21 protein-coding genes are annotated in these 23659 nt (G+C 73.8%); 14 read left to right on the top strand and 7 right to left on the bottom strand.

Annotated elements, in window-relative coordinates; translation table 11 throughout:
- Positions 1-71: 71 nt before the first annotated feature.
- Entirely contained in the window at positions 72-1793 is a 1722-nt protein-coding gene (locus tag AB0C17_RS00570; protein WP_357382782.1) for a DEAD/DEAH box helicase, read from the top strand.
- A 100-nt stretch (positions 1794-1893) separates the two neighbouring features.
- On the opposite strand, the gene AB0C17_RS00565 is transcribed toward AB0C17_RS00570, so the two are convergent.
- The gene (locus AB0C17_RS00565; protein WP_354865457.1) at positions 1894-2127 is read right to left on the bottom strand and encodes a hypothetical protein; all 234 of its coding nucleotides are present in this window, start codon (positions 2125-2127) and stop codon (positions 1894-1896) included.
- Positions 2128-2371: 244 nt separating this feature from the next.
- Positions 2372-3961 (bottom strand): RNA polymerase sigma factor, encoded by a 1590-nt coding sequence (locus tag AB0C17_RS00560; protein ID WP_357476129.1) that lies wholly within the window; start codon positions 3959-3961, stop codon positions 2372-2374.
- Positions 3962-4247: 286 nt separating this feature from the next.
- Here AB0C17_RS00560 and AB0C17_RS00555 point away from each other — a divergent pair, with 286 nt between their 5' ends.
- Positions 4248-5069, top strand: a complete 822-nt coding sequence (locus tag AB0C17_RS00555) for an inositol monophosphatase family protein (RefSeq protein ID WP_357382652.1) — start codon at positions 4248-4250, stop codon at positions 5067-5069.
- 71 nt (positions 5070-5140) lie between these two features.
- On the opposite strand, the gene AB0C17_RS00550 is transcribed toward AB0C17_RS00555, so the two are convergent.
- On the bottom strand, positions 5141-5656 hold the full coding sequence (locus AB0C17_RS00550) for a LytR C-terminal domain-containing protein (RefSeq protein WP_357382784.1): 516 nt from the start codon (positions 5654-5656) through the stop codon (positions 5141-5143).
- Positions 5657-6093: 437 nt separating this feature from the next.
- Here AB0C17_RS00550 and AB0C17_RS00545 point away from each other — a divergent pair, with 437 nt between their 5' ends.
- Both AB0C17_RS00545 and AB0C17_RS00540 read left to right on the top strand, forming a co-directional pair.
- Entirely contained in the window at positions 6094-6390 is a 297-nt protein-coding gene (locus AB0C17_RS00545; RefSeq protein WP_013284790.1) for a DUF4193 domain-containing protein, read from the top strand.
- Positions 6391-6721: 331 nt separating this feature from the next.
- Entirely contained in the window at positions 6722-7450 is a 729-nt protein-coding gene (locus tag AB0C17_RS00540) for a hypothetical protein (protein WP_357382786.1), read from the top strand.
- 20 nt (positions 7451-7470) lie between these two features.
- Here the strand turns inward: AB0C17_RS00540 and AB0C17_RS00535 are convergent, their stop codons facing one another.
- On the bottom strand, positions 7471-7959 hold the full coding sequence (locus tag AB0C17_RS00535) for a DUF3093 domain-containing protein (RefSeq protein WP_357382654.1): 489 nt from the start codon (positions 7957-7959) through the stop codon (positions 7471-7473).
- 85 nt (positions 7960-8044) lie between these two features.
- Between AB0C17_RS00535 and dut the strand changes: the two genes are divergently transcribed.
- The 4 genes from dut to AB0C17_RS00515 all read left to right on the top strand — a co-directional run bounded on the left by dut (position 8045) and on the right by AB0C17_RS00515 (position 10411).
- Positions 8045-8542, top strand: coding sequence for a dUTP diphosphatase (gene dut / locus AB0C17_RS00530; RefSeq protein ID WP_357382788.1), 498 nt, complete (start codon positions 8045-8047; stop codon positions 8540-8542).
- Between the two features lie 25 nt (positions 8543-8567).
- Positions 8568-9188: a DUF3710 domain-containing protein gene (locus AB0C17_RS00525; RefSeq protein WP_357382656.1), complete on the top strand. Its 621-nt coding sequence runs from the start codon at positions 8568-8570 to the stop codon at positions 9186-9188.
- Between the two features lie 168 nt (positions 9189-9356).
- Positions 9357-9737: an OB-fold nucleic acid binding domain-containing protein gene (locus AB0C17_RS00520; RefSeq protein ID WP_030502986.1), complete on the top strand. Its 381-nt coding sequence runs from the start codon at positions 9357-9359 to the stop codon at positions 9735-9737.
- Entirely contained in the window at positions 9734-10411 is a 678-nt protein-coding gene (locus AB0C17_RS00515) for a DUF3159 domain-containing protein (RefSeq protein ID WP_357382659.1), read from the top strand. The genes AB0C17_RS00520 and AB0C17_RS00515 overlap by 4 nt, the downstream gene beginning before the upstream one ends.
- A gap of 10 nt (positions 10412-10421) precedes the next feature.
- Here the strand turns inward: AB0C17_RS00515 and AB0C17_RS00510 are convergent, their stop codons facing one another.
- Both AB0C17_RS00510 and AB0C17_RS00505 read right to left on the bottom strand, forming a co-directional pair.
- Positions 10422-11111 (bottom strand): TrkA family potassium uptake protein, encoded by a 690-nt coding sequence (locus AB0C17_RS00510; RefSeq protein ID WP_357382661.1) that lies wholly within the window; start codon positions 11109-11111, stop codon positions 10422-10424.
- A 3-nt stretch (positions 11112-11114) separates the two neighbouring features.
- On the bottom strand, positions 11115-11780 hold the full coding sequence (locus AB0C17_RS00505; protein ID WP_357382663.1) for a TrkA family potassium uptake protein: 666 nt from the start codon (positions 11778-11780) through the stop codon (positions 11115-11117).
- A 157-nt stretch (positions 11781-11937) separates the two neighbouring features.
- Between AB0C17_RS00505 and AB0C17_RS00500 the strand changes: the two genes are divergently transcribed.
- From AB0C17_RS00500 to dxs, 4 genes are read left to right on the top strand one after another with little or no spacing between them, the layout of a single operon-like run.
- Positions 11938-13989 (top strand): APC family permease, encoded by a 2052-nt coding sequence (locus AB0C17_RS00500; protein WP_357382666.1) that lies wholly within the window; start codon positions 11938-11940, stop codon positions 13987-13989.
- Positions 13986-15287, top strand: a complete 1302-nt coding sequence (locus AB0C17_RS00495; protein WP_357382668.1) for a TRAM domain-containing protein — start codon at positions 13986-13988, stop codon at positions 15285-15287. Before AB0C17_RS00500 ends, AB0C17_RS00495 begins: the two co-directional genes overlap by 4 nt.
- 9 nt (positions 15288-15296) lie before the next feature.
- Positions 15297-16457, top strand: a complete 1161-nt coding sequence (locus AB0C17_RS00490) for an anhydro-N-acetylmuramic acid kinase (protein ID WP_357382670.1) — start codon at positions 15297-15299, stop codon at positions 16455-16457.
- Between the two features lie 58 nt (positions 16458-16515).
- Complete coding sequence (gene dxs / locus AB0C17_RS00485; RefSeq protein WP_357382672.1) at positions 16516-18459, top strand: 1-deoxy-D-xylulose-5-phosphate synthase; 1944 nt, start codon at positions 16516-16518, stop codon at positions 18457-18459.
- A 187-nt stretch (positions 18460-18646) separates the two neighbouring features.
- On the opposite strand, the gene AB0C17_RS00480 is transcribed toward dxs, so the two are convergent.
- Positions 18647-19837, bottom strand: coding sequence for a hypothetical protein (locus tag AB0C17_RS00480; protein WP_357382674.1), 1191 nt, complete (start codon positions 19835-19837; stop codon positions 18647-18649).
- A 156-nt stretch (positions 19838-19993) separates the two neighbouring features.
- On the opposite strand from AB0C17_RS00480, the gene AB0C17_RS00475 reads away from it, so the two are divergent.
- Positions 19994-21910 carry a hypothetical protein gene (locus AB0C17_RS00475; protein WP_357382676.1) on the top strand — a complete coding sequence of 639 codons (1917 nt, stop codon included), beginning with the start codon at positions 19994-19996 and terminating at the stop codon, positions 21908-21910.
- Positions 21868-23652, top strand: coding sequence for a hypothetical protein (locus tag AB0C17_RS00470; protein WP_357382678.1), 1785 nt, complete (start codon positions 21868-21870; stop codon positions 23650-23652). The genes AB0C17_RS00475 and AB0C17_RS00470 overlap by 43 nt, the downstream gene beginning before the upstream one ends.
- Positions 23653-23659: the final 7 nt, after the last annotated feature.

The raw sequence follows: 23659 nt of genomic DNA, 5'->3' as shown, positions 1-23659 counted from the left end.
CGGCGGCTCCCGTGGCCCCGGTCGGGCCCGCCGCCGTCCGCGGCGGAGAGGAGCTACGCGTGCCACCGCGGATGCCGGCGCTCGACACGTTCCCGCCCCTGCGCGCCTGGCAACGCAAGGCGCTCGTGGAATACCTGCGCCGCCGGACCGAGGACTTCACCGCTGTCGCCACCCCCGGCGCCGGTAAGACCACCTTCGCCCTGCGCATCGCCGCCGAACTGCTCGCCGACGGCACCGTCGAGGCGGTCACCGTGGTCGCGCCGACCGAGCACCTGAAGACCCAGTGGGCGCAGGCCGCCGCCCGGGTCGGCATCCAGCTCGACGCCGCGTTCCGCAACGCCGACCTGCACTCCGCCGCCGACTTCCACGGCGCGGTGGTCACCTACGCCCAGGTGGGCATGGCACCGCAGGTGCACCGGCGGCGCACCATGACCCGCCGGACGCTTGTCATCCTCGACGAGATCCACCACGCCGGCGACTCGCGTACCTGGGGCGACGGCGTGAAGGCGGCGTTCGAGCCCGCGGTACGCCGGCTGATGCTCACCGGTACGCCGTTCCGCTCCGACGACAACCCGATCCCGTTCGTCAGCTACGAGCGCGGCGGCGACGGGCTGCTGCGCTCCCGCGCCGACTCGGTCTACGGCTACTCCGACGCGCTGCGCGAGGGCGTGGTCCGGCCGGTGCTGTTCCTGGCGTACTCGGGGGAGACCCGGTGGCGCACCAACGCCGGCGAGGAGCTGGCCGCCCGCCTCGGCGAGCCGATGACGCAGGACCTGATCGCCCAGGCGTGGCGTACCGCGCTGGACCCGGCCGGCGACTGGATGCCGCAGGTGCTGCGCGCCGCCGACGCCCGGCTGAGCGTGCTGCGCGCCAACGGCATGCCGGACGCGGGCGGCCTGGTCATCGCCAGCGACCAGCAGGTGGCCCGCTCGTACGCGAAGCTGCTGGAGCAGGTGACCGGTGAGAAGGCCGCCGTGGTGCTCTCCGACGACCAGGGCGCGTCCGCGCGGATCGCGACGTTCGCCGCCTCGCAGCAACGGTGGCTGGTCGCGGTGCGGATGGTGTCCGAGGGCGTCGACATCCCCCGCCTGGCCGTCGGCGTGTACGCCACCAGCGCGAGCACCCCGCTGTACTTCGCGCAGGCGATCGGCCGGTTCGTCCGGGCCCGCCGCTCCGGCGAGACCGCGTCGGTGTTCCTGCCCAGCGTGCCGCACCTGCTCGGGCTGGCCAGCGAGATGGAGGCCGAGCGGGACCACGTGCTCGGCAAGCCGAAGGACCGCGAGGGCTTCGACGACGACCTGCTGGAGCGCGCCCAGCGCGACGACGGCGCCAGCGGGGAGCTGGAGAAGCGCTTCGCCGCGCTCTCCGCCACCGCCGAGCTGGACCAGGTGATCTTCGACGGGGCCTCGTTCGGCACCGCCGCCCAGGCCGGCACGCCCGAGGAGGAGGAATACCTCGGTCTGCCCGGTCTGCTCACCGCCGACCAGGTTTCGCTGCTGTTGACCAAGCGGCAGGCCGAGCAGCTCGCCGCGCAGAAGCGCCGGGCCGCCCAGCGGACCGCTGAGCCGGCCGCTGCGGCCCCGGCGGCGGTGCCCCCACCGATGAGCGCCGCCCAGCGCCGGGTGGCGCTACGGCGGCAGCTGAACGCTCTGGTGGCCGCCCGGCACCACCACACCGGCCAGCCGCACGGCAAGATCCACGCGGAGCTGCGCCGGATCTGCGGTGGCCCGCCCAGCGCGCAGGCCACGATCGAGCAGCTCGAGGAGCGCATCGCCACCGTGCAGACCCTCTGACGGGTCAACCGGGCTCGACCGGACACGAAAAACCGGCCGGAGGCTCCCCTTGCGGGTGCCTCCGGCCGGTCATGTCGGGTTGTGGACTTCTTGTCGGACCTCAGTTCGCCATCAGATCGGCGCCACGCCAGCTGAACTCCGGGTCCGCCACGAAACGCACGGTGATCTTCACGAGATCCTCCGCGTACTTGTTCGCGTGGTGCCCACAGAACACCAGCTCACTCCCACCCGAGAGGGTGATCCGGAGCTTGCCGGCAGCATTGCAGCGGTCGCACCGTTCATCGGCGGCCGGGGGGCTCACCGTCTCGGGCGGCGGCGTGAGGGTCGGGGTCATCGCCTTCCTCCTCTGGTCGTCACCGATGAACACTCTCTTCGGTTGCTCACCTATCGTGCAACACCCATCTCGGGCCCTGCCTTCCCTGTGTGCCCGCGGGGGACCGAGGTCACACCTGGCGTGGAGGACAGTGTGCCGTGCACCAAGGGTGCCACGTCAACGATCACAAACAGGCAATCGACCGATCATCGATCAATGTTCTACGGCTGGTGATCAAACCGGCACGATTTGTTGACGTACGCGGTCAGTCAAGGTAGTCGCGGAGCACCTGGGAACGCGAGGGGTGCCGCAACTTGGACATGGTCTTGGATTCGATCTGCCGGATGCGTTCCCGGGTCACGCCGTACACCTGGCCGATCTCGTCCAGGGTGCGCGGCTGGCCGTCGGTGAGGCCGAAACGCAGGCGCACCACGCCCGCCTCACGCTCGGACAACGTCTGGAGGACCTGCTGGAGCTGGTCCTGGAGCAGCGAGAACGACACCGCGTCGACAGCGACGACAGCTTCGGAGTCCTCGATGAAGTCGCCGAGCTGGCTGTCGCCCTCGTCGCCGATGGTCTGGTCGAGCGAGATGGGCTCCCGGGCGTACTGCTGGATCTCCAGCACCTTCTCCGGTGTGATGTCCATCTCCTTTGCCAGCTCCTCCGGGGTGGGCTCGCGGCCCAGGTCCTGGAGCAGCTCGCGCTGGATCCGGCCGAGCTTGTTGATCACCTCGACCATGTGCACGGGGATGCGGATGGTGCGGGCCTGGTCGGCCATGGCGCGGGTGATGGCCTGGCGGATCCACCAGGTGGCGTAGGTGGAGAACTTGTAGCCCTTTGTGTAGTCGAACTTCTCGACGGCGCGGATGAGGCCGAGGTTGCCCTCCTGGATGAGGTCGAGGAAGGCCATGCCGCGACCGGTGTAGCGCTTGGCCAGCGAGACCACCAGGCGGAGGTTGGCCTCCAGCAGGTGGTTCTTGGCGCGCTCGCCGTCCCGGGAGATCCACATCAGGTCGCGCTGGAGGTCGCGGACCAGCTTCTCCTCGCCCTCGTCGGCGGCGCGCAGCCGCTCGGCGGCGTAGAGGCCGGCCTCGATCCGCTTGGCCAGCTCGACCTCCTGCTCGGCGTTGAGCAGCGGCACCTTGCCGATCTGCTTCAGGTACGCCCGCACGGAGTCGGCGGAGGCGGTCAGCTCGGCGTCGCGGCGCGCCTGCTTGAGCGCCTCGGACTCCTCGTCGTCCCACTCGAAGTCGTTGTCGGTGGCGGAGCTGGCCGCGTCGGCCTCGGCGGCCCGGGTCAGCTCGGCCGGCTCCTCGACCACCACATCCTCGATCTCGGCGGCCAGCTCCTCCGGGTCGATCTCACCCTCGGCGCCCTCGGCCTTGGCCGGCTTGGCCGCGGCGGTCTTCGCCGCCACGGTGGCCTTGGTGGCGCGGGTCGCCTTGGTGGCCTTCGCCGGGGCCGCGGCCTTCGCCGCGTCGGCGGTGGTGGCCTTGCGCGCGGTCGCCTTCCGGGGGGCCGGGGCGGGCGACTCCTCGGCGGCCGGCGCCTGCTTCGGGGCGGGCGCGGCGGCCTTCTTCGTGGTCTTGGCGGTGGTCGCGCGGGAGGCCGGGGTGGCGGACCGGGCGGCGGCGACGCGGCGGCGGGTGCTCGCCGAGCCGTCCACCACCACCGTCACACCCGCCTCGGAGAGCGCGCGGAGGATCTTCTTGGCCTGGGCCGGGGTCACCTCAGCGGACTCGACGGTGCGCGCGAGCTGGGCCGACGTGAGCTGGCCGCCGGCGCTCTGCGCGTGGGCGATCAGGGTGTCGGTGAGCGAGCGAACGTCGGCGCCGGTCTGGCGGGGATCTGTCACGAAGACCTTCCGGAGGCGAAAGAGCGAGCACGGCCGGGTCGTCCGGCGCAGCATGGGACGGCCGCGCCGGGCGAGTCGTTGAGGACCCCCGTGTCCCGGGCCGTCCGGTCGCTGGCGGTCCGTGGCGCGTGGGCAGGGTGAATTGTAACGCCGTCTGCCGCGATCATCCCGCGCCGCACGGCGGACCTGCGGTCCGGGACCGCAGATTCGGCGCAGATGTGGACTTTGTAAGGATGATACCCGCGCACGAGACGGCCGGTCCCGATCGCGCCGGAAGGGGAGAAACATGATCACCTCGACGCCCACGGCGGGGGAGTTGCTCGCGATCGCTGTCGATGTGGCCCGGGAGGCCGCCGCCACCGCGTACCGGATGCGGGTCGAGGGCGTCTCGGTGGCCGCGACCAAGAGCACTGTGACCGACGTGGTCACCGCCGCCGACCGGGCGGTGGAGCGGCAGGTGATCGCCGCGCTGCGGGCGCGACGGCCCGGCGACGCGGTGCTGGGCGAGGAGTACGGCGCGGGCGATACCGGCCCCGCCGGCGCCGACGGCGTGCGCTGGATCCTCGACCCGATCGACGGGACCGTGAACTACCTCTACGGGCTGCCCTACTACGCCGTCTCGCTGGGCGCCGAGGTAGCCGGTGAGGTGGTCGCGGGAGTGGTGCGCAACGTCGTCACCGGCGAGGAGTGGACCGCGACGCTCGGCGGCGGCGCCTGGCGCGACGGGCAGCGGCTGAGCGGCTCCACCGCGACCGACCTCGGGCAGGCGCTCGTGGCCACCGGGTTCGGCTACGACGCCCGCCGCCGGGCACACCAGGCGCGCGTGGTCACCGAGCTGATCCCGCACATCCGGGACATCCGCCGGATGGGCGCCGCCGCGCTCGACCTCTGCCTGGCCGCCGAGGGGCGGGTGGACGCGTACTTCGAGAAGGGGCTGGCCGACTGGGACCTGGCCGCCGGCGGGCTGGTCGCCCGGGAGGCCGGGCTGCTGGTGACCGGTCTGTCCGGGCGGGCGGCCGGCCCGGACCTGGTGCTGGCCGCGCCGCCCGCGCTGCACGGGCCGCTGCACGACCGGCTGGTCGACCTGGACGCCTCCGGCGGGCCGTGACCGGGTGCCGGGCATGCGACGGGGCGGCCTCCCCGAGGGAGACCGCCCCGCGTCGTCGGGCCGCCTGTCGCCTACTTCTCGACCGGCATCGGGCAGGTCTCCGGCGGCGCCTGTGGCGCGCCCAGGTCGCCGAGCGACTGGTTGACCTCGGTGGTGGTGGCGAGCTGCTGGAACTGGTTGCCCAGGACCACGTCGACCACGTCGTCCTTGCGGTTCGCGTCGAAGGCCTGGTTGGCCTCGTTCAGGAAGTACGCACGCAGCAGGTGCGCCGAGCCCACGGCCTTGGGCCCGAACCGGAGCTGGGCCACGCCGTCGAACGCCTTCTTCTCGTTGCCGACCTTCTTGACCTGGAACTTGCGGTTGCGGAAGTCGTCCGCGACGCTGCCGGCCCGGCCGGCCTCGTCGGTGGCGTTGTAGACATTGATCTTGACGTCCTTCTGTTCCCGCAGCCGCAGGTCGACCAGCGGCCAGCCGTCCGGGCAGGAGGCCGCCGTGCCGGCTGTGCCCTGACTGTCCTTCAGCACGGCGACGACCACGAAGACCAGGGCGACGACCGCCAGCAGTCCGACGACAACGAGTGCCCGCACTCGCGCAAAACTCATCCTGGGCGCTCCCCGGACAGTGATTGGGTGGTGGCGGGCGACGCGGTCGGGCCGCGACCGGTCGGCCGTCCAGTACGCCGCTGAGGTTAACGCCTGTCCGGCTCAGGCGTGGAAACAGTCCGACATACCGGCGCGCCACGCGGTGAACCGGTAGGACTACCCCTATCTTCGTGTCGCCTGAGTCACATTGGGAACAACTTCGGGCCTGGAGGCGTACATCTCTCCCGCGAGGGCGGTATACATGCCTCGCCCACAGGGGGGTAAGGTTCCGCGCTCACCGGGGGCTTTCGCACCGGCGAGCCCGGCCCACCGTTCCTCGGGTCGGGTGCCCGACAGAGATGGTGGCCGGTCAGGGGAACCGAAACGGCGTCGTCCGGCGTTACAACCGGCAGCGACAATATCGATATTGGAGAGTGAAACCGATGGCCACCGACTACGACGCCCCGCGTCGCGACGAGGTCGACCTCGGCGAGGACAGCCTGGAAGAGCTCAAGGCCCGGCGGGTCGACTCACAGTCGGGCGCCGTGGACGTCGACGAGGCCGAGGTGGCCGAGAGCTTCGAGCTGCCCGGCGCCGATCTGGCCGACGAGGAGCTCACGGTCAAGGTCCTCCCGATGCAGCAGGACGAATTCCGGTGCGCCCGCTGCTTCCTGGTCCACCACCGCAGCCAGCTTGCGGTCGAGCGCAACGGCGACCTCATCTGCCGCGAGTGCGTCTGATCCCGACCGGGGACACCAGCGGCGGCCGCCTCGACGTGGCCGCCGCTGTTCGAGCCGCCGCCGCCGCCGCCGTGCGGGGGCGGCCGGTTGCTGCTTGACTCGTTACGGGCGGCTGCCACGCCGCGCGGAGCAGGAGGGCGGACGGGTGAGCGAGCGCAGCGAGGGGACCGGCGCGGACCGGACCCCGGCACCGGCACCGAGACCGGCACCGAGCGGCCCGGCCGAGACACCGGCACCGGGCGGCCCGGCCGCGACACCCGCGACACCCGGGCCGGTCGGTTCCGCCCCGACGCCGGGTGAGTCCGGCGCGTCCGGCGCGGACAGCACCGAGCTGGGCGCCACCGTCGCGGCACTGACCGCCGACGACATCGCGCCGGCCCGCCGGCGGCAACTGCTGGCCCGGCTGGTCCGCCAGGCCCGCTCCCGCGGCATCACCGACCTGTTCAAGCCCCGCGCGGCGGTGCGCTGGATGACCGACACGGTCGCCGAGGTCGCCCCGCACGTGCCCATCCGCGACCTCGCCACGCTACGACGGCACTTCCCCGGCCTGGACGACGACGCGCTCGCCGACCGGCTGGTCCGCAACGCGTCCCGCGCCACCGCCGGGGTCGGCGCCGCGGGCGGCGGGGTCGCCGCCGTCGAGTGGGCGGTCACGCCCACCCTGCTCTCCGCTCCGGTCCTGCTGGCCGCCGAGACGGTGGCGGTGGTGGCGATCGAGCTGAAGCTGATCGGCGAGCTGCACGAGGTCCACCGGGTGCCGCTGCCGGCCGGCGGCACCGGCCGGGCCGTGGCGCTCGTGCAGTCCTGGGCCACCCAGCGGGGGGTCAACCCGATGATGCCGGGGGTCGGCGTGAGCGCGGTGCTCGGCACCGCCGCCCGCCGGGAGCTGCGGGACAGCCTGATGCGCCGTTTCGGGCGCAACCTCACCACGCTCGGGCCGTTCCTGACCGGCGCCGCGGTGGCCGGCTACCTCAACCGCCGGGCCACCCGCGCGCTCGGCGAGCAACTGCGCAAGGACCTGCGGCGTACCGCGCGTGCCCTGCCGGGCAAGCCGTCCTGACCGGCGGCGCGGGCGGACCGTCAGGCCGCGTCGCGGGCGGCCAGCAGGACGGCCGCCAGCTCGACCGGGCGCCGGGTGCTGACCACCCAGAACGGGGTCGGGTCGGCCGGGTCGTCCAGCACCACCTGCACCGCGCCGCCGATCCACGGGCGCTGCACCACGAAGGCCAGCGGGTCGGAGCCGACGCCGAGCACCTCGCGCCGGCCGGCCGCGTCCAGCGGCACCACGTCCGCGACGTACCGCACCGGCAGGTGGGCGTCGTCCACCCGCAGCTCGCCGTCGCGCACCTCGACCCGGATCCGGCCCAGCCACCACAGGCCGGCCACCGCGGCGGGGATCAGCAGCACGAACGGCAGCCAGGCGCGCACCCCGGTCGCACCCATCCAGAGCTCGACCGCGAGCAGGCCGGCCACGGCCAGCCCGGCCGGCCAGGCCCACCAGGGCAGCCCGAGGCGCTCCGCGTACGCGGCGGTGGCCGGCGGGGCGGCGGGAGATGACGACTGACGCACACAGACGAGGGTACGGCGCGCGAGCGGCCCGGCAACCGGCAGGATGGCAGGGGCACCCCGCAGGACCGGACGGAAGAGGATGACCGTGACAGACGTCGTACCCGTGGCCGTACGGCTGCTCGACCCGGAGCTGCCACTGCCGGCGTACGCCCATCCCGGCGACGCCGGGGCGGACCTGGTGGCCGCCGCGGACGTCGAGCTGCCCCCCGGCGGCCGGGCCCTGGTGCCCACCGGCGTGGCGGTGGCGTTGCCGGACGGCTACGTCGGGCTGGTGCACCCCCGATCCGGACTCGCGGCCAGACTCGGCGTGACGGTGCTCAACGCGCCCGGTACGGTCGACGCCGGCTACCGGGGTGAGATCCTGGTCAACCTGATCAACCACGATCGGGACACGCCGGCCAGGATCAGCCGGGGTGACCGGATCGCCCAACTGGTGGTCCAGCGGGTCGCCCGGGCCGAGTTCCGGCCGGTGGCCGAGCTGCCCGCCTCCCGGCGCGGCGCCGGTGGGCACGGATCCACCGGCGGGCACGCCGGGCTGGTCCCGGCGCCGTCCGGCGGGCAGAGCGAAGAGGTGGCAGGGTGAGTGTGAACAGCGGAGGGTGGGCGCAGTGATCTTCTCCCGGAAGCGGGCCGACGAGGCGCGTGACAATGGGGTCCTCGACGCCGAGGAGACCCCGTCGGCGCCGGACCGCGGCCCGTACGACGTCAGCGAGGCACCCGACGCGCCTCGCCTCGACCTCGGCAGCCTGCGGATCCCGGCGGTGCCGGACGTGGAGGTGCGGGTCCAGGCCGACCCGCAGGGCGTGATCCAGCAGGTCGTGCTGGTGCACGGCCAGAACGCCCTCCAGCTCGGCGTCTTCGCCGCGCCCCGCTCCGAGGGCATCTGGGACGAGGTGCGCGAGGAGATCCGGCAGTCGCTTGTCGGCGACGGCGCCACCGCCCAGGAGGTCGAGGGGGAGCACGGGCCCGAGCTGCGTGCCCGGGTGCGTACCCCGGACGGTCCGACCGACCTGCGGTTCGTCGGCATCGACGGCCCGCGCTGGATGGTGCGCGGTGTCTTCCAGGGCGCGGCCGCCACCGACCCGGCCGCCGCCGGCCCGCTCGCGGCCTGCCTGGACGGCCTGGTCGTCGACCGGGGCCAGGAGGCCAAGCCGGTGCGCGAGCCGCTGCCGCTGCGGCTGCCCCGCGAGGTCGCCGAGCAGCAGGCCGCCGACGCGCAGGAGGTCTGATCCAGAACGTGCACGGGCCCGGCGCGACACGGCGCCGGGCCCGCGGCGTGTCCGGTTCCGGCCGGCGGTACGCGCCACGGCGCTCCCGTCGGCGCGCCACTGCGCGTACGCTGGCGGGACGGTTCCGGGCATGCGGGGCCCCGCTGTGGAGAGGGTGACGCGGAGGTCATGACGACCGACGAGAGCCGGGGGTCGCTGCGGCGGCTCCTGCACCGGCTCACCGCGAGCGAGGCCGAGATCGAGGCGCAGGAGCTGCGCCGGGAGAGCGCCGAGTCCGGCGGCACGCCCGCCCACCAGTGCAACAGGGGTCAGGTGGTGTCGGTGGCCGGGCGGTTGCGTACCGTCGTCTACACGCCCCGCACGAACCTGCCCACCCTGGAGGCGGACCTCTACGACGGCACCGACGTCGTCACGCTGGTCTGGCTGGGCCGCCGGCACATCGCCGGGATCGAGCCGGGCCGGCACCTGACCGCGCGCGGCCGGGTGGCGGTGCGCGACGACCGCAAGGTGATCTACAACCCGTACTACGAGCTGGAGTCGCCGAAGTGACGACCGGACAGCACACCCCGCCGGGTCTCGGCCCGCAGGACGAGGAGCGGCTGCCCAGCCTCGCCGAGCAGATGGCCGACCAGCTCGGCGGATGGCGCGGCCTGGTCGAGTCGAGCATCCCGGTGATGGTCTTCGTGATCGCCAACGTGATCGGCGAGCTGCGCCCCGCCGTGTACGCCTCGGTGGCGGTGGCGCTGCTGATCGCCGGGCTGCGGCTGGCCCAGCGCAAGCCGGTGCGGCACGCGGTCAACGGGCTGTTCGGCGTCGGCATCGGCGCGCTGCTGGCCCTGCGCACCGGCGACGAGCGGGACTTCTACCTGCCCGGCATCCTCTACGGCATCGGGTACGGCCTGGCGCTGCTGCTGTCGGCCGTGATCCGGCAGCCGCTGGTCGGCTGGATCTGGTCCGTGCTGGTCGCGAAGGGCCGCTCCGAGTGGCGCGACGACCCCAGGCTGGTACGCACCTTCACCCAGCTCACCGTGCTCTGGGGCGTGGTGTGGCTGGCCAAGGTCGGCGTGCAGGCCGGGCTTTACCTGGCCCACCAGGACACCGCGCTGGGCGTGGCCCGGCTCGCCCTGGGCTACCCGCCGTACGCGCTGCTGCTGCTGATCACGGTCTGGGTGGTGCGCCGGGTCACCCGGGAGACCGCACCCACCCCGCTGCCCGGCGCCTGAGGCCCCCGCCTCAGGACCGCTCCCGGTCACGGTCCGTGCGGGCCGGGCCGAGGATCACCGCGCGCACGTCGTCCTCGACCGCCGCGGTGCAGACGAAGACCAGCTCGTCACCGGCCTCGATCGGGTCGTCCGGGGTGGGCACCAGCACCCGCTTGCCGCGCACGATCGCCACCAGCGCCGCGTCCCGGGGGATCGGCACCGCGTGGATGGGCTGCCCCAGGTAGGGCGCGGTCGGCGGCAGGGTGATCTCGACCAGGTTCGCCTCGCCCTGCCGGAACGTCATCAGCCGGACCAGGTCGCCGACGGTGACCGCCTCCTCGACGAGCGCCGCCATCACCCTCGGCTTGCTCACCGCGACGTCCACGCCCCACTGCTCGGTGAACAGCCACTCGTTCTCCGCCCGGTTGACCCGGGCCACCACGCGGGGCACCGCGAACTCGGTCTTGGCCAGCAGCGACACCACCAGGTTGACCTTGTCGTCGCCGGTGGCGGCCACCACCACGTCGCACCCGGCCACGTCGGCCTCCTCCAGGCTGGCCAGCTCGCAGGCGTCCGCGAGCACCCAGTCGGCGGCCGGCACCCGGTCGGGCCGCAGCATCTTCGGCTGCCGCTCGATCAGCATCACCTGGTGGCCGTTGTCGATCAGCTCCTGAGCGATCGAGCGGCCCACGTTGCCGGCGCCGGCGATGGCGATCCGCATGGCTCAGTGCCCCCCTTCCGGCGGCGCCGCCGCCACCGACGTGACCGGGCCGTTGATGTCGTCGGTCACCAGCATGAAGACCTGGTCGCCCTCCTGCACCACGGTGGAGGCGGTGGGCAGGGTGCCGATCCCGAAGCGGTTCAGGTAGGCCACCCGGGCGCCGACCGCCTGCTCCAGCTGCCGCAGCGGCCGGCCGATCCAGTCCTTGTGCACCGGCACCTCGATGATCGAGACCGTGCTCGTCGGGTCGCGGAAGATCTCCACGTTGCCCTCGGGGACCAGGTGGCGCAGCATCCGGTCGGCGGTCCACCGGACGGTCGCCACGGTGGGGATGCCGAGCCGCTCGTAGACCTGGGCGCGGCGCTGGTCGTAGATGCGGGCCGCGACCCGGGACACGCCGAACGTCTCCCGGGCCAGCCGGGCCGAGATGATGTTGGAGTTGTCGCCGCTGGACACCGCCGCGAACGCGTCGGCCCGCTCGATGCCGGCCTGACGCAGCACCTCGCCGTCGAAGCCCGCGCCGGTCACCGTGATGCCGGCGAAGTCGGGCCCGAGACGGCGGAACGCGTCCGCGTCCTGGTCGATCACCGCCACCGAGTGCCCCCGGGACTCCAGGCTGTGGGCCAGGGTCGACCCGACCCGGCCGCAGCCCATGATCACCACATGCACGGTGTCCGCTCCTCCCACGGTGCCGCCCGCCGACCCGTCGTCTGCGAGCCTGCCACGTCCCGCCCCGGACAGGGGGACCGACCGTACCGCGCGGGCCCGTCCGGCGGTGATCGACCACCCCCGCGCCCCGCGCCCGGTGGTCGTACGCTTGGCGGTTGTGGCCCGACCCACCTCGCTGCTGAAGCGACTCCTCCTCGGTCGACCGTTCCGGTCCGACCGCCTCCAGCACACCCTGCTGCCGAAGCGCATCGCGCTGCCGGTCTTCGCGTCGGATGCGCTCTCCAGCGTGGCGTACGCCCCGGACGAGATCCTCCTGACGCTGTCCATCGCCGGTGCCTCGGCGTTCTTCTTCTCGCCGTGGGTCGCACTCGCGGTCGTCGTGGTCATGCTCACCGTGGTGGCGAGCTACCGGCAGAACGTGCACGCCTACCCCTCCGGCGGCGGCGACTACGAGGTCGCCACCGTCAACCTCGGTCCCCGGGCCGGCCTCGCCGTGGCCAGCGCGCTGCTCGTCGACTACGTGCTGACCGTCGCCGTGTCGGTCTCCTCCGGCGTGGCCAACCTCGGCTCGGTGGTGCCGTTCGTGGCCACCCACAAGGTGCTCATCGCGGTCAGCGCGGTCGTGCTGCTCACCGCGATCAACCTGCGCGGCCTGCGCGAGTCGGGCACCGCCTTCGCCATCCCCACCTACGGCTTCGTGATCGTCATCGGCGGCATGCTGCTGACCGGGCTGATCCGCATCTTCGTGCTCGGCGACGACCTGCGCGCGCCGAGCGCCGGCCTGGAGATCCAGGCCGAGCACAGTGTCACCGGGTTCGCGCTGGTGTTCCTGCTGCTGCGGACGTTCTCCTCCGGCTGCGCGGCGCTCACCGGCGTGGAGGCGATCTCCAACGGCGTACCGGCGTTCAAGAGCCCGAAGTCGAAGAACGCGGCGACCACGCTGCTGTTGCTCGGCGGCATCGCGGTGGCCATGCTGGTCGGCATCATCTGGCTGTCCCGGCTCACCGGCCTCCAGTTCGTCGAGGACCCGAGGTCGCAGATCGTCTCCGGCCCGGTCGACTACGTGCAGAAGACCGTGACCGTGCAGCTCGGCGAGACGGTGTTCGGCGGCGGCTCGGTCCTGCTCTACGTGGTCGCCGGGATGACCGCGCTGATCCTGTTCCTGGCCGCCAACACCGCCTTCAACGGCTTCCCGGTGCTCGGCTCGATCCTGGCGCAGGACCGCTACCTGCCCCGCCAGTTGCACACCCGGGGCGACCGGCTGGCGTTCTCCAACGGCATCGTGTTCCTGGCCGTCTTCGCGGTAGTGCTGATCATCGGGTTCCAGGCCGAGGTCACCAAGCTCATCCAGCTCTACATCGTCGGGGTGTTCGTCTCGTTCACGCTCTCCCAGGCCGGCATGATCCGGCACTGGAACCGGCACCTGCGCCGCGAGCGGGACCCGGAGGCGCGCCGGCGGATGGTCCGTTCCCGGGCGATCAACACGTTCGGCATGGTCATGACCGGCGTCGTGCTGATCATCGTGCTGGCCACGAAGTTCCTGCTCGGGGCGTGGATCGCGATCGTCGCGATGGCCATGATGTACGTGGTGATGCTCGGCATCCGCCGGCACTACGACCGGATCGCCGAGGAACTGGAGCCGACCGAGCAGCGGGGCGTGCTGCCCGCCCGCAACCACGCCATCGTGCTGGTCAGCAAGCTGCACAAGCCGACGCTGCGGGCGGTCGCGTACGCCCGGGCCACCCGGCCGGACACGCTCACCGCCGTCACCGTCAACGTGGACGAGCAGGACACCCGCGAACTCCAGGCCGACTGGGAGCGCCGCGAGCTGCCGGTGCCGCTCACCGTGATCGACTCCCCGTACCGGGAGATCACCCGCCCGATCCTCAACTTCGTCGCGTCGGTGCGCCGGGAGTCGCCCCGCGACGTGGTCACCGTCTTCATCCCCGAGTACGTGGTGGGCCGCTGGTGGGAGAACCTGCTGCACAACCAGAGCGCGCTGCGGCTCAAGGGGCGGCTGCTGTTCGAGCCGGGCGTGATGGTGACAAGCGTGCCGTGGCAGCTCGCGTCCACCGCGAGCAAGAACCTGGACCGGTTGGACGCGACGCTCAGCCGGGGCCCGGCGCGCGGCCCCCGGGTGGCGCCGCAGAGCACGCTGCCACCGCCGGTGGCGTCCACGCCGTCCGCCGAGCGCGAGGAGCTGTCATGATCAACGGCGAGCGTTCCGGTCCCGCACCGGCCGATCCCGCGCCGGCGGTGGAGCGACCCGGTTCCGTGCCGGCGGCGGAGCGGCCCGGGCTGGAGGAGGCCGAGCGGGTCGAGCTGAGCGTCGACGCGGTCGCGCCGGGCGGGCACTGCGTGGCCCGGGTCGGCGGGCAGGTGGTCTTCGTCCGGCACGCGCTGCCAGGTGAGCGGGTGGTGGCCGAGGTGACCGAGCTGCACCGGGGTTTCGCCCGCGCCGACGCGGTGGAGATCCTGGACGCCTCGCCGGACCGGGTGACACCGCCGTGTCCGTACGCCCGGCCGGGGCGGTGCGGCGGCTGCGACCTCCAGCACGTCGCCCCGGTCGCCCAGCTCGACTGGAAGCTCACAGTGGTGCGCGAGCAGCTCACCCGGCTGGGCGGACTCACCACCGAGCAGATCGACGCGCTCGGCGTACGCGTCGAGGCACTGCCCGGCGGGCAGCTGGGCTGGCGGTCCCGGGTCCGCTACGCGGTCGACGCGGCCGGCCGGGCCGGGCTGCTCAAGCACCGCTCGCACGAGGTCGTGCCGATCGAGCGGTGCCTGATCGCGCACCCGGCGATCCAGGAGCTGCCGGTGCTCCCGCCCACCGGCGCCCGCTGGCCGGACGCCGACGCGGTGGAGACGGTCGCCAGCACCGGCGGTGACGTCGCGGTGGTCGCGTACGCCGACGGGGTTCCGACGGCGGTGAGCGGGCCGGAGCGGGTCCGGGAGACGGCGGCCGGGCGGTCCTTCACGCTGCCCGCCTCCGGGTTCTGGCAGGTGCACCCGGCGGCGGCGGACGCGCTGACCGGCGCGGTGCTCGACCTGCTCGACCCGAGGCCCGGCGAGACCGCCTGGGACCTGTACGGCGGGGCCGGGCTGTTCGCCGCCGCGCTCGCCGAGCGGGTCGGCGGCGCCCGGGTGACGCTCGTCGAGTCGGCGCCGGACGGGGTGGCCGCGGCACGGGAGAACCTGGCCGACCTGGCCGGCGTCGAGGTGGTGGCGGCCCGGGTGGAGGCCGCGCTGTCCCGGCGCCGGATCACCGGACCGGTCGACCTGGTGGTGCTCGACCCGCCGCGCTCCGGCGCGGGCGCGCCCGTGGTGCGCGGTGTGGTGGCCGCCCGGCCCCGCGCGGTCGCCTACGTGGCCTGCGACCCGGCCGCGTTCGCCCGGGACGTGCGCACGTTCACCGAGGCGGGGTGGCGGCTGGCCGCGCTGCGCGGCTTCGACCTGTTCCCGATGACCCAGCACGTGGAGCTGGTCGGGCTGTTCCTGCCTGGCTAGCCTGACCCGATGAAGATCGTCGGGCTGATGTCGGGCACGTCCTACGACGGCGTGGACGTGGCCGCGGCCGAGTTCACCGCCGACGGCGACACGCTGCGGCTGCGGCCGCTCGGGCACCGGGAGCTGGCGTACCCGGACGACCTGCGGGCCGAGATCGGCGCGCTGCTGCCCCCGGCGGCCACCACCATCGAGGCGGTCTGCCGGCTGGACAACCGGCTCGGCGAGGTGTTCGCGGACGCGGCGGCCCTCGGCGTCGAGCTGGCCGGGGGAGCGGCCGACGCGGTCGTGTCGCCCGGGCAGACGGTCTTCCACTGGGTCGAGGACGGCCGGGTGCGCGGCACGCTCCAGCTCGGCGCGCCGGCCCGGGTGGCCGCCCGGGTGGGCGTACCGGTGCTGCACGACCTGCGCTCGGCGGACGTCGCGGCGGGCGGCCAGGGCGCGCCGCTGGTCCCGGCGTTCGACGCGCTGCTGCTCGACCCGGAGGCCGGTGCCAGGGCCGCGTTGAACCTCGGGGGCATCGCGAACCTCACTGTGGTCGCGCCCGGGGCACCCGTCCTCGGGTACGACGTGGGCCCGGCCAACGCGCTGCTAGACGCCGCCGCCCGGCGCTTCCTGGACCGGCCCTGCGACGTCGACGGTGCCCGCGCCGCGGCCGGTCGGGTGCACGAGGCGCTGCTGAGCCGGCTGCTCGCCGAGCCGTACTACGCCGCGCCGCCGCCCAAGTCGACGGGCAAGGAGCTGTTCCACGGCGGCTACCTGGACACCGCCCTGGCCGCGCTCGGTGAGCCGGTCGGTGCCGACGACGTGCTGGCCACGCTCACCGAACTGACCGCCCGGACGGTGGCCGACGCCTGCGACAGGCACCGCGTCACCGAGGTGGTGGCTGCCGGCGGGGGAGTGCGTAATCCCACACTCCGGGCGCGGCTGGCCGCGCTGGGCGCGGGGCGCTGGCGGCTGCGCACCACCGACGAGCTGGGCGTGCCGGCGCAGGCCAAGGAGGCGTACGCGTTCGCGCTGCTGGGCTGGCTGTCCTGGCACGGGCTACCCGGCGCGGTGCCCTCGGTGACCGGGGCGTCCCGGGCCGCCGTGCTGGGCTCCTGGACCCCTGCGGGCCCGTCCGCCGCCGCGCCGCGCCCACCCGCGCCCCGGCGGCTGGTGGTGGACGCCTGACCTGGGTCGATGCACGGCCGAGCTGCGGACTGTTCAGCGGCCGATAGACTCTCCGGTCATGAGTGTTGAAGAGGGCACGGCCAACCACGGTCGGCTGCTGGGCACCGTCCACGGCCCGCAGGACGTGAAGCGGATGACCGCCGAGCAGCTGGACATCCTCGCCGCCGAGATCCGTGACTTCCTGATCGCCAAGGTCTCCCGCACCGGCGGCCACGTCGGCCCCAACCTCGGTGTGGTCGAGCTGACCCTGGCGATGCACCGGGTCTTCGACTCCCCGCGCGACCGGCTCCTCTTCGACACCGGCCACCAGGCCTACGTGCACAAGATCCTCACCGGCCGGCAGGAGGGCTTCGACAAGCTCCGCCAGCGCGGTGGCCTCTCCGGCTACCCCAGCCAGGCGGAGAGCGAGCACGACCTGATCGAGAACTCGCACGCCTCCACCGCCCTGTCGTACGCCGACGGGCTGGCCAAGGCGTACGCGCTGCGCGGCGAGAAGCGCTCGGTGGTCGCCGTGGTCGGCGACGGCGCACTCACCGGCGGCATGTGCTGGGAGGCGCTGAACAACATCGCCACCGCCGGCAACCCGCTGGTGATCGTCGTAAACGACAACGGCCGGTCCTACTCGCCGACCATCGGCGGCCTCGCCGACCATCTGTCGTCGCTGCGGCTCAACCCCGGCTACGAGAAGGTGCTCGACACGGTCAAGGACGCGCTGGGCAACACCCCGTTCGTCGGCAAGCCGATGTACGAGGTGCTGCACGCGGTCAAGAAGGGCATCAAGGACGCGGTCGCCCCGCAGGCCATGTTCGAGGACCTCGGCATCAAGTACGTCGGCCCGGTCGACGGCCACGACGTGCCGGCCGTCGAGGCCGCGCTGCGCGCCGCGAAGAACTTCGGCGGCCCGGTGATCGTGCACGCGGTCACCCGCAAGGGCTACGGCTACCGCCCGGCCGAGGATGACGAGGCCGACTGCCTGCACGGCCCCGGCGCGTTCGACGCCGAGACCGGCAAGCTGCTCGCCGTGCCGTCGGTGAAGTGGACGAACGTCTTCGCCGACGAGCTGGTCGCGATCGCCGACGAGCGCCCCGACGTGGTCGGCATCACCGCCGCCATGGCCGAGCCCACCGGCATCGCCACGCTCGCCCGCAAGTACCCGGAGCGGGTGTACGACGTGGGCATCGCCGAGCAGCACGCGGCCACCTCCGCCGCCGGCCTCGCGATGGGCGGGCTGCACCCGGTCGTCGCGGTCTACGCCACGTTCCTCAACCGCGCCTTCGACCAGGTCCTGCTGGACGTGGCCATGCACAAGCTGCCCGTCACGTTCGTGCTGGACCGGGCCGGCATCACCGGCCCGGACGGGCCCAGCCACTACGGCATCTGGGACATGTCGGTCTTCGGCGTGGTGCCCGGCCTGCGCATCGCCGCGCCCCGCGACTCGGCCACGCTGCGTGAGGAGCTGCGCGAGGCGGTCGCCGTCGACGACGGCCCGACCATCCTGCGCTTCCCGACCGGCACCGTCGCCGCCGACCTGCCGGCCGTACGCCGGGTCGGCCCGGTCGACGTGCTGGCCGAGTCGGCGCGTACCGACGTGCTGCTGGTAGCGGTCGGCTCGTTCGCCGGCCTCGGCGTGGAGGTCGCCGCCCGGGTCGCCGAGCAGGGCTACGGCGTGACCGTGGTCGACCCGCGCTGGGTGCGCCCGGTGCCGGCCGAACTGGTCGAGCTGGCGTCCGCGCACCGGCTCGTGGTGACAGTGGAGGACGGCGTGCGCATCGGCGGCGTCGGTTCCGCGCTGGCCCAGGCGATGCGCGACGCCGACGTCCGGGTCCCGGTCAAGGACCTGGGCGTACCGGCCGACTGGCACCCGCACGGCAGCCGCGCGCAGATCCTGGCCGACCTGCGGCTGACCGCGCAGGACGTGGCCCGCGACGTCACCGGCTGGATCTCCGGCCTGGACGCCGCCCCGGTCGACCCCGCCCCCAACGGAGCCCGAGCCCAGAGCTGACCCGCCCCGCTGCGTTGATCTTGCACTTGCGGCCCTCCTGATGTCGGCTTCGCCCGATAAGGGAGGGCCGCAACCGCAAGATCGCCGCACCGGTCGACCTCGCGCTGTTGACCAAGGAGTTTGGGTGCTCGAGGAGTCCTTCGGGGGACACGAACTCCTTGATCACCGGAGCGGGCGGGGGAGAGGGTCAGGGGGTGGGGAGGGAGCGGTACCAGGTTTTCTCGGTGCCGGCCAGGCTGAACGTCTGCCTGGCGTCGGTGTGCTCGACGACCACCAGGCCGGGACGGTCGACCAGGCGCGTCGTGCCGGGCGGAGCGGAGAACGAGACGTCCCGGGTACGCCAGGACAGCACCGCCAGCGGGCGGCCCGGCATCGGCAGGTGGTACGCCTGAAGCGTGGTGGACCGGTCGGCGGGGGAGACCACCGGGGTGCCGCCGTCGGCCGGGCGGTAGACCACAGCCGTCATCGTCCCGCCCGAGGTCTCCCAGCTGAGCTGCTCCAGCTCGCCCGGCTCGCCCTCACCGAGAGCCACCGAGCCGAGTGAACGCGTGGTGATCTTCGCCATCGGCCAGGACTCCGGCGCGGATCGGGGCGCGTCGCGGTCGCCGATGCGCCGCGGCACGCTGCCGAACGGTCCCCGTTCGCCGGCGAGCACGCAGGTGTCCAACCCGGTCAGCGCGCGCCTGCCGGCGCCCGTCTCGTCGCGTACCAGGGGGTAGCGGGGCGCTTCGGTGGCCGTACCCAGGTCGAGGACGCGGTCCGCGGCCAGGCCGCGCGGCAGCGACGTCGTGGGTCGCAGCGTCGCGGTCAGCTCGACGGCCCGGCACTCCGGTACGGCGACCGGGTCGGTGACGCCGTCGGTGCTGCCGAGCACCTTGCCGTCCGGGCCGGCCAGGCGCTCGACGCGGGCCGAGGTGAGGTAACGGCGGCCGGACGGCTCCCGCACCGGCAGCACGTCGGAGTAGACCAGGTAGCCGCGGTCGGTGTACTCGGTGGCGTGGGCGACCCGCCAGCGCTGCCCGTCCCGGTCGAGTTGCAGCAGCCAGGAGGCGGCCTCGCCGGGCACGTCGGCGGCGACCAGCGCGAGCGCCGACCCGGCCACCTGACCGGAGAAGAGGATGCCGGAGGTGGGCACGTGCACCCGGTCGTCCACCGGGGAGCGCCAGTCACGTACCGCTGTGGTGATCGCGGCGGTGGCGTCGGCGTCGCCGGCCAGGCTGCCGCGTGGCGGCCAGACCGCGAGGGTGCCGTCCAGGCTGTCGTAGCCGACCCGCAGGTCCGTCGGCCGCCGCTCGGCGACCGGCCCGCAACCGGCGGTGACCAGCAGCAGAGCTGCCAGCGTGGTGCCCGTCGTAGCGCCTCGGCGGGCTGAAAACACCCTGATCCCCTCGCCGGTCGTCGGTCGGAAGCCCACATGGTACGAGACGGCCGGTCACCCGGCCGCGCCTGGCTCACCCTTTCGGCCGATCGGCCACTGCGGAACGTGACGGGCGATTCGGGTATCAATATCCGGCTCCGGTAGACTCCGCCGACTGTGACGCCTGCCGAGACCCGCGGCGCCTCGACGCCGGACGCCGCCGCCCCGACGGGCCACCGTGCCGTCACTTTGGAAGCACGCCCGGTGACCGTCGCCGACGCGCCGGCCGAGCCGGAGGCGGCGACCGAGCCCGAGGCGCCGGCCACGCCGGGCGCGCGGCGCGAGCGCCGGTGGCGGTGGACGCGCCGCCGGATCGACCTCCTCGTGTACGGCGGATTCCTGCTCGCCGCGATCTGGGTGACCAGCGGCATCTGGGTCGACCCGGCCGGACGGGTCGCCGCGCTCTACAGCAGCGACCCGGCGCAGGTGCAGTTCTTCCTGGCCCACTCGGTGCGGGTGGTGCTGCACGGCGAGTTCCCGTTCTTCACCGAGCAGTTCAACTACCCCGACGGCGTCAACCTGATGGCGAACACCGCCATCCTGGCGCTGGGCATCCCGATGGTGCCGGTGACCCTCCTGTTCGGACCGGCGGTCTCCTTCGTCACGCTGGTCACGCTCGGCCTGGCCGGCACCGCCGCCGCCTGGTACCGGGTGCTGTCCCGGCACCTGATCCGGCACCGCCCGGCCGCCGCCGTGGCGGCCTGGTTCTGCGGGTTCTCCCCGGCCATGCTGTCGCACGCCAACTGGCACCCGAACATCATCAGCCAGTTCCTGCTGCCGTTCATCGTGTGGCGGGTGCTGGTGCTGATCCGCTCGGCCCGGCCGGTCCGCGACGGCGTGCTGCTGGCGCTGCTGGTCACCGTGCAGGCGTTCATCAACGAGGAGATCCTGCTCTTCACCGCGATGGGCCTGGGCGTGTTCCTGATCGCCGTGGTGGTGCAGCAGCGCGAGCGGTGGGCCGCCGCGTGGCGGCCGCTCGGCGCCGGGCTGGCGGTCTGCGCGGCGCTGGCCGGGGCGCTGCTGGCGTACCCGCTGTGGGTGCAGTTCGCCGGGCCGATGGCGTACCACGGGCTCAGCGACGCGGTGCGCGACTACGGCAACGACATCGCCGCGTTCTTCGCGCCCGGCTCGCCCACCTTCGGCGGCAACGAACGCGCGAACGTCAACCTCGCGCCGAACTACTCCGAGGAGAACGCGTTCTTCGGCTGGAGCCTGTCGCTGCTCGTCGTGGGCATCGTGGTGTGGCTGCGGCGGGACGCGATCGTCCGCGCGCTCGCCGCCACCGGGCTGTTCTTCGCCGTGCTCTCCCTCGGCGAGCGGATCTCCTGGTGGGACCGGGAGATCGCCACCGGCCCGTGGGAGCTGCTGGTGCGGCTGCCGCTGCTCGACGCCGTGGTGCCGACCCGCTTCGGCCTGATCACCGGCGTGACGGTGGCGATCCTGCTCGGGTACGCGGTCCGGCGCCTGTGGGCGCTGCGCGGCGTGGACCGGCGGACCGCCCGCAAGCTCACCGTCGCCGGCCTGGTCCTGGCGCTGCTGCCGATCGCGCCGATGCCGTTGCGGGTCACCACGCGGGAGCCGGTGCCGGAGTTCATCACCGCCGACAGGTGGCGTAAGTACGTCGGACCCGACCAGACGCTCGTCTCCGTGCCGGTGCCCGCGATGGGCAACACCGACCCGATGCGCTGGGCGGCCAGCACCAACCTCGACTTCAAGATCCCCGGCGGCTACTTCCTCGCGCCGCGTAACGGCGTCACCGGCGACCCCGGGCGCTTCGGCGGCCGGCCCAGCGGCATCGGCGAGATGCTGCGCGAGGTGTCCTCCACCGGCCGTACGCCGAAGCTGGACGACCGGCAGCGCCGCCGCTACCTGGACGAGCTGCGGCACTGGAACGCGGCGCTGGTGGTGCTGCCGCGCGACGAGCAGAACGCCGAGCCGCTGCGCCGGACCGTGGAGCAGTTGGTCGGCCCCGGCCGGCAGGAGCTGGACGTGTGGCTGTGGGACGTGCGGAAACTGACCAGCCGGTCCGCCTGACCGAACCGGCGTTCCCCGCCCTCGCGCCCCGCCGTCGCCGGCCCCGCCCGGTCGACGCGCTGGTGGTGGCCGGCTATCTCGGTCTCGCCGTGCTGCTCACCACCGGCCAGTGGCGCCGGCCGGAACGGCTGTTCCACCAGGCCGGCGACCAGATGCTGTTCGAGTGGATGCTGGCCCGGGCCGCCCGCGCGGTCACCGGCGGCGAGAACCCGCTCGCCAGCGGCGCGCTGAACGCCCCGGACGGCGTGAACCTGATGGCGAACACCTCGGTGCTCGGGCTGGGCGTGCCGCTCACCCCGGTCACCGTCGTCTTCGGCTCCCAGGCGGCCTTCCTCGTCGCCGTGACGCTCAGCCTCGCCGGCACCGCCACCGCCTGGTACGCGCTGCTCGCCCGCCGGCTGGTCCGCTCCCGGGCCGCAGCCGCGGTGGGTGGCCTGTTCTGCGGCTTCGCCCCGGGCATGGTGGCGCAGGCCGGGGCGCACCTGCACATGGCCGCACAGTTCCTGGTGCCGGTGATCCTCGCGCTGGTGTTCCGGCCCGCCACCGGCCGGGTCCGGCGCGACGGCGTGCTGCTCGGGCTCGCAGTCGCGTACCAGGTGTTCCTCGGCGAGGAGGTGCTGGTCTTCCTGGCGCTGGCCGCCGGGGTGTTCGCCGGGGCGTACGCGCTCGCCGACCGGGCCGCCGCGCGCCGGCTGGCGCCGGTGGTGGCCCGCCGGCTGGGCATCGGCGCGCTGGTCGCGGGCGTGCTGCTGGCGTACCCGCTGTGGTTCCAGTTCGCCGGGCCGGGCCACTACCGGGGGATGCCGTTCCACACCGAGGGCTACCGGCTGGACGTGGTCTCGTTCGCCGCCACCGCCCGGCAGACGGTCGCCGGGGACGCCCACCGGGCCGGGCTGCTGTCGCCGAACCCGACCGAGCAGAACTCGTTCTTCGGGCCGTTCCTGCCGCTGCTCGCCGTACTCGTGGTGGTGCGGCTGTGGCGACGGCCGCTGGTGCGCGCGCTCGCCGTGTGCGGCCTGCTGTTCGCGCTGCTGTCGCTCGGCACGAGCGTGGTGGTGAACCGGCACGACACCGGGCTGCCCGGCCCGTACCGCCTGCTCGCCGGGGTGCCGCTGCTGGACCTGGTGGTGCCGGCGCGGTTCGCGCTGGTCTGCGTACCGGTGCTCGGGGTTCTGCTGGCGCTCGCAGTGGACCGGGTCCGGGGTGGCGGCGTGCGCACCTGGGCGCCGTGGGCCGGCGCGGTCGCCGCGGCGCTGCTGCCGCTGGCGCCGACGCCGATCCGCACGGTGCCGGTCGCGCCGGTCCCGGCTGTGGTGTCCGGCGGCGGCTGGCGGGAGTACGTGCCACCGGGCCGGACGCTGGTGCCGGTGCCGCCGGTGACCGGTGCGGCGGTCAGCCCCGCCATGTTCTGGTCGGCGCGCACCGGGCTGGCGTTCGACGCGCCCGGAGGCTATTTCATCGGCCCGCGCTCGGCCACCGACGAGGCCGCCCGCTGGGGCGCGCCGGACCGGCCCACGTCGCTGCTGCTGCGCCGGGCCGCCGAGACCGGCCGGGTGCCGCCGGTCGGCGAGGCGGAACGCCGGCAGGCGGTCGACGACCTGCGGCACTGGCGGGCGGCGGCGCTGGTGCAGGCCGACTCGACACCCGGTGACCCGGTCCGCGCCACTGTTGACGCGCTGGTCGGCCCCGGCCGGGACGTGCCGGGCGGGCACCTGTGGGACGTCCGCCCGCTCGCCGGCTGACCGGCAG

It is taken from the genome of Micromonospora sp. NPDC048887, assembly GCF_040649715.1.
Classification (GTDB): domain Bacteria; phylum Actinomycetota; class Actinomycetes; order Mycobacteriales; family Micromonosporaceae; genus Micromonospora.
This window is presented reverse-complemented; position numbering and strand designations above follow the sequence as displayed.

Coding starts and splice junctions, on each gene's coding strand:
- AB0C17_RS00510 (WP_357382661.1), bottom strand. CDS start 11,111: ATGCGGATCGCCATCGCCGGCGCCGGCAACGTGGGCCGCTCGATCGCT.
- AB0C17_RS00520 (WP_030502986.1), top strand. CDS start 9,357: ATGACGACCGACGAGAGCCGGGGGTCGCTGCGGCGGCTCCTGCACCGG.
- dxs (WP_357382672.1), top strand. CDS start 16,516: ATGAGTGTTGAAGAGGGCACGGCCAACCACGGTCGGCTGCTGGGCACC.
- AB0C17_RS00555 (WP_357382652.1), top strand. CDS start 4,248: ATGATCACCTCGACGCCCACGGCGGGGGAGTTGCTCGCGATCGCTGTC.
- AB0C17_RS00545 (WP_013284790.1), top strand. CDS start 6,094: ATGGCCACCGACTACGACGCCCCGCGTCGCGACGAGGTCGACCTCGGC.
- AB0C17_RS00570 (WP_357382782.1), top strand. CDS start 72: ATGCCGGCGCTCGACACGTTCCCGCCCCTGCGCGCCTGGCAACGCAAG.
- AB0C17_RS00565 (WP_354865457.1), bottom strand. CDS start 2,127: ATGACCCCGACCCTCACGCCGCCGCCCGAGACGGTGAGCCCCCCGGCC.
- AB0C17_RS00495 (WP_357382668.1), top strand. CDS start 13,986: ATGATCAACGGCGAGCGTTCCGGTCCCGCACCGGCCGATCCCGCGCCG.
- AB0C17_RS00490 (WP_357382670.1), top strand. CDS start 15,297: ATGAAGATCGTCGGGCTGATGTCGGGCACGTCCTACGACGGCGTGGAC.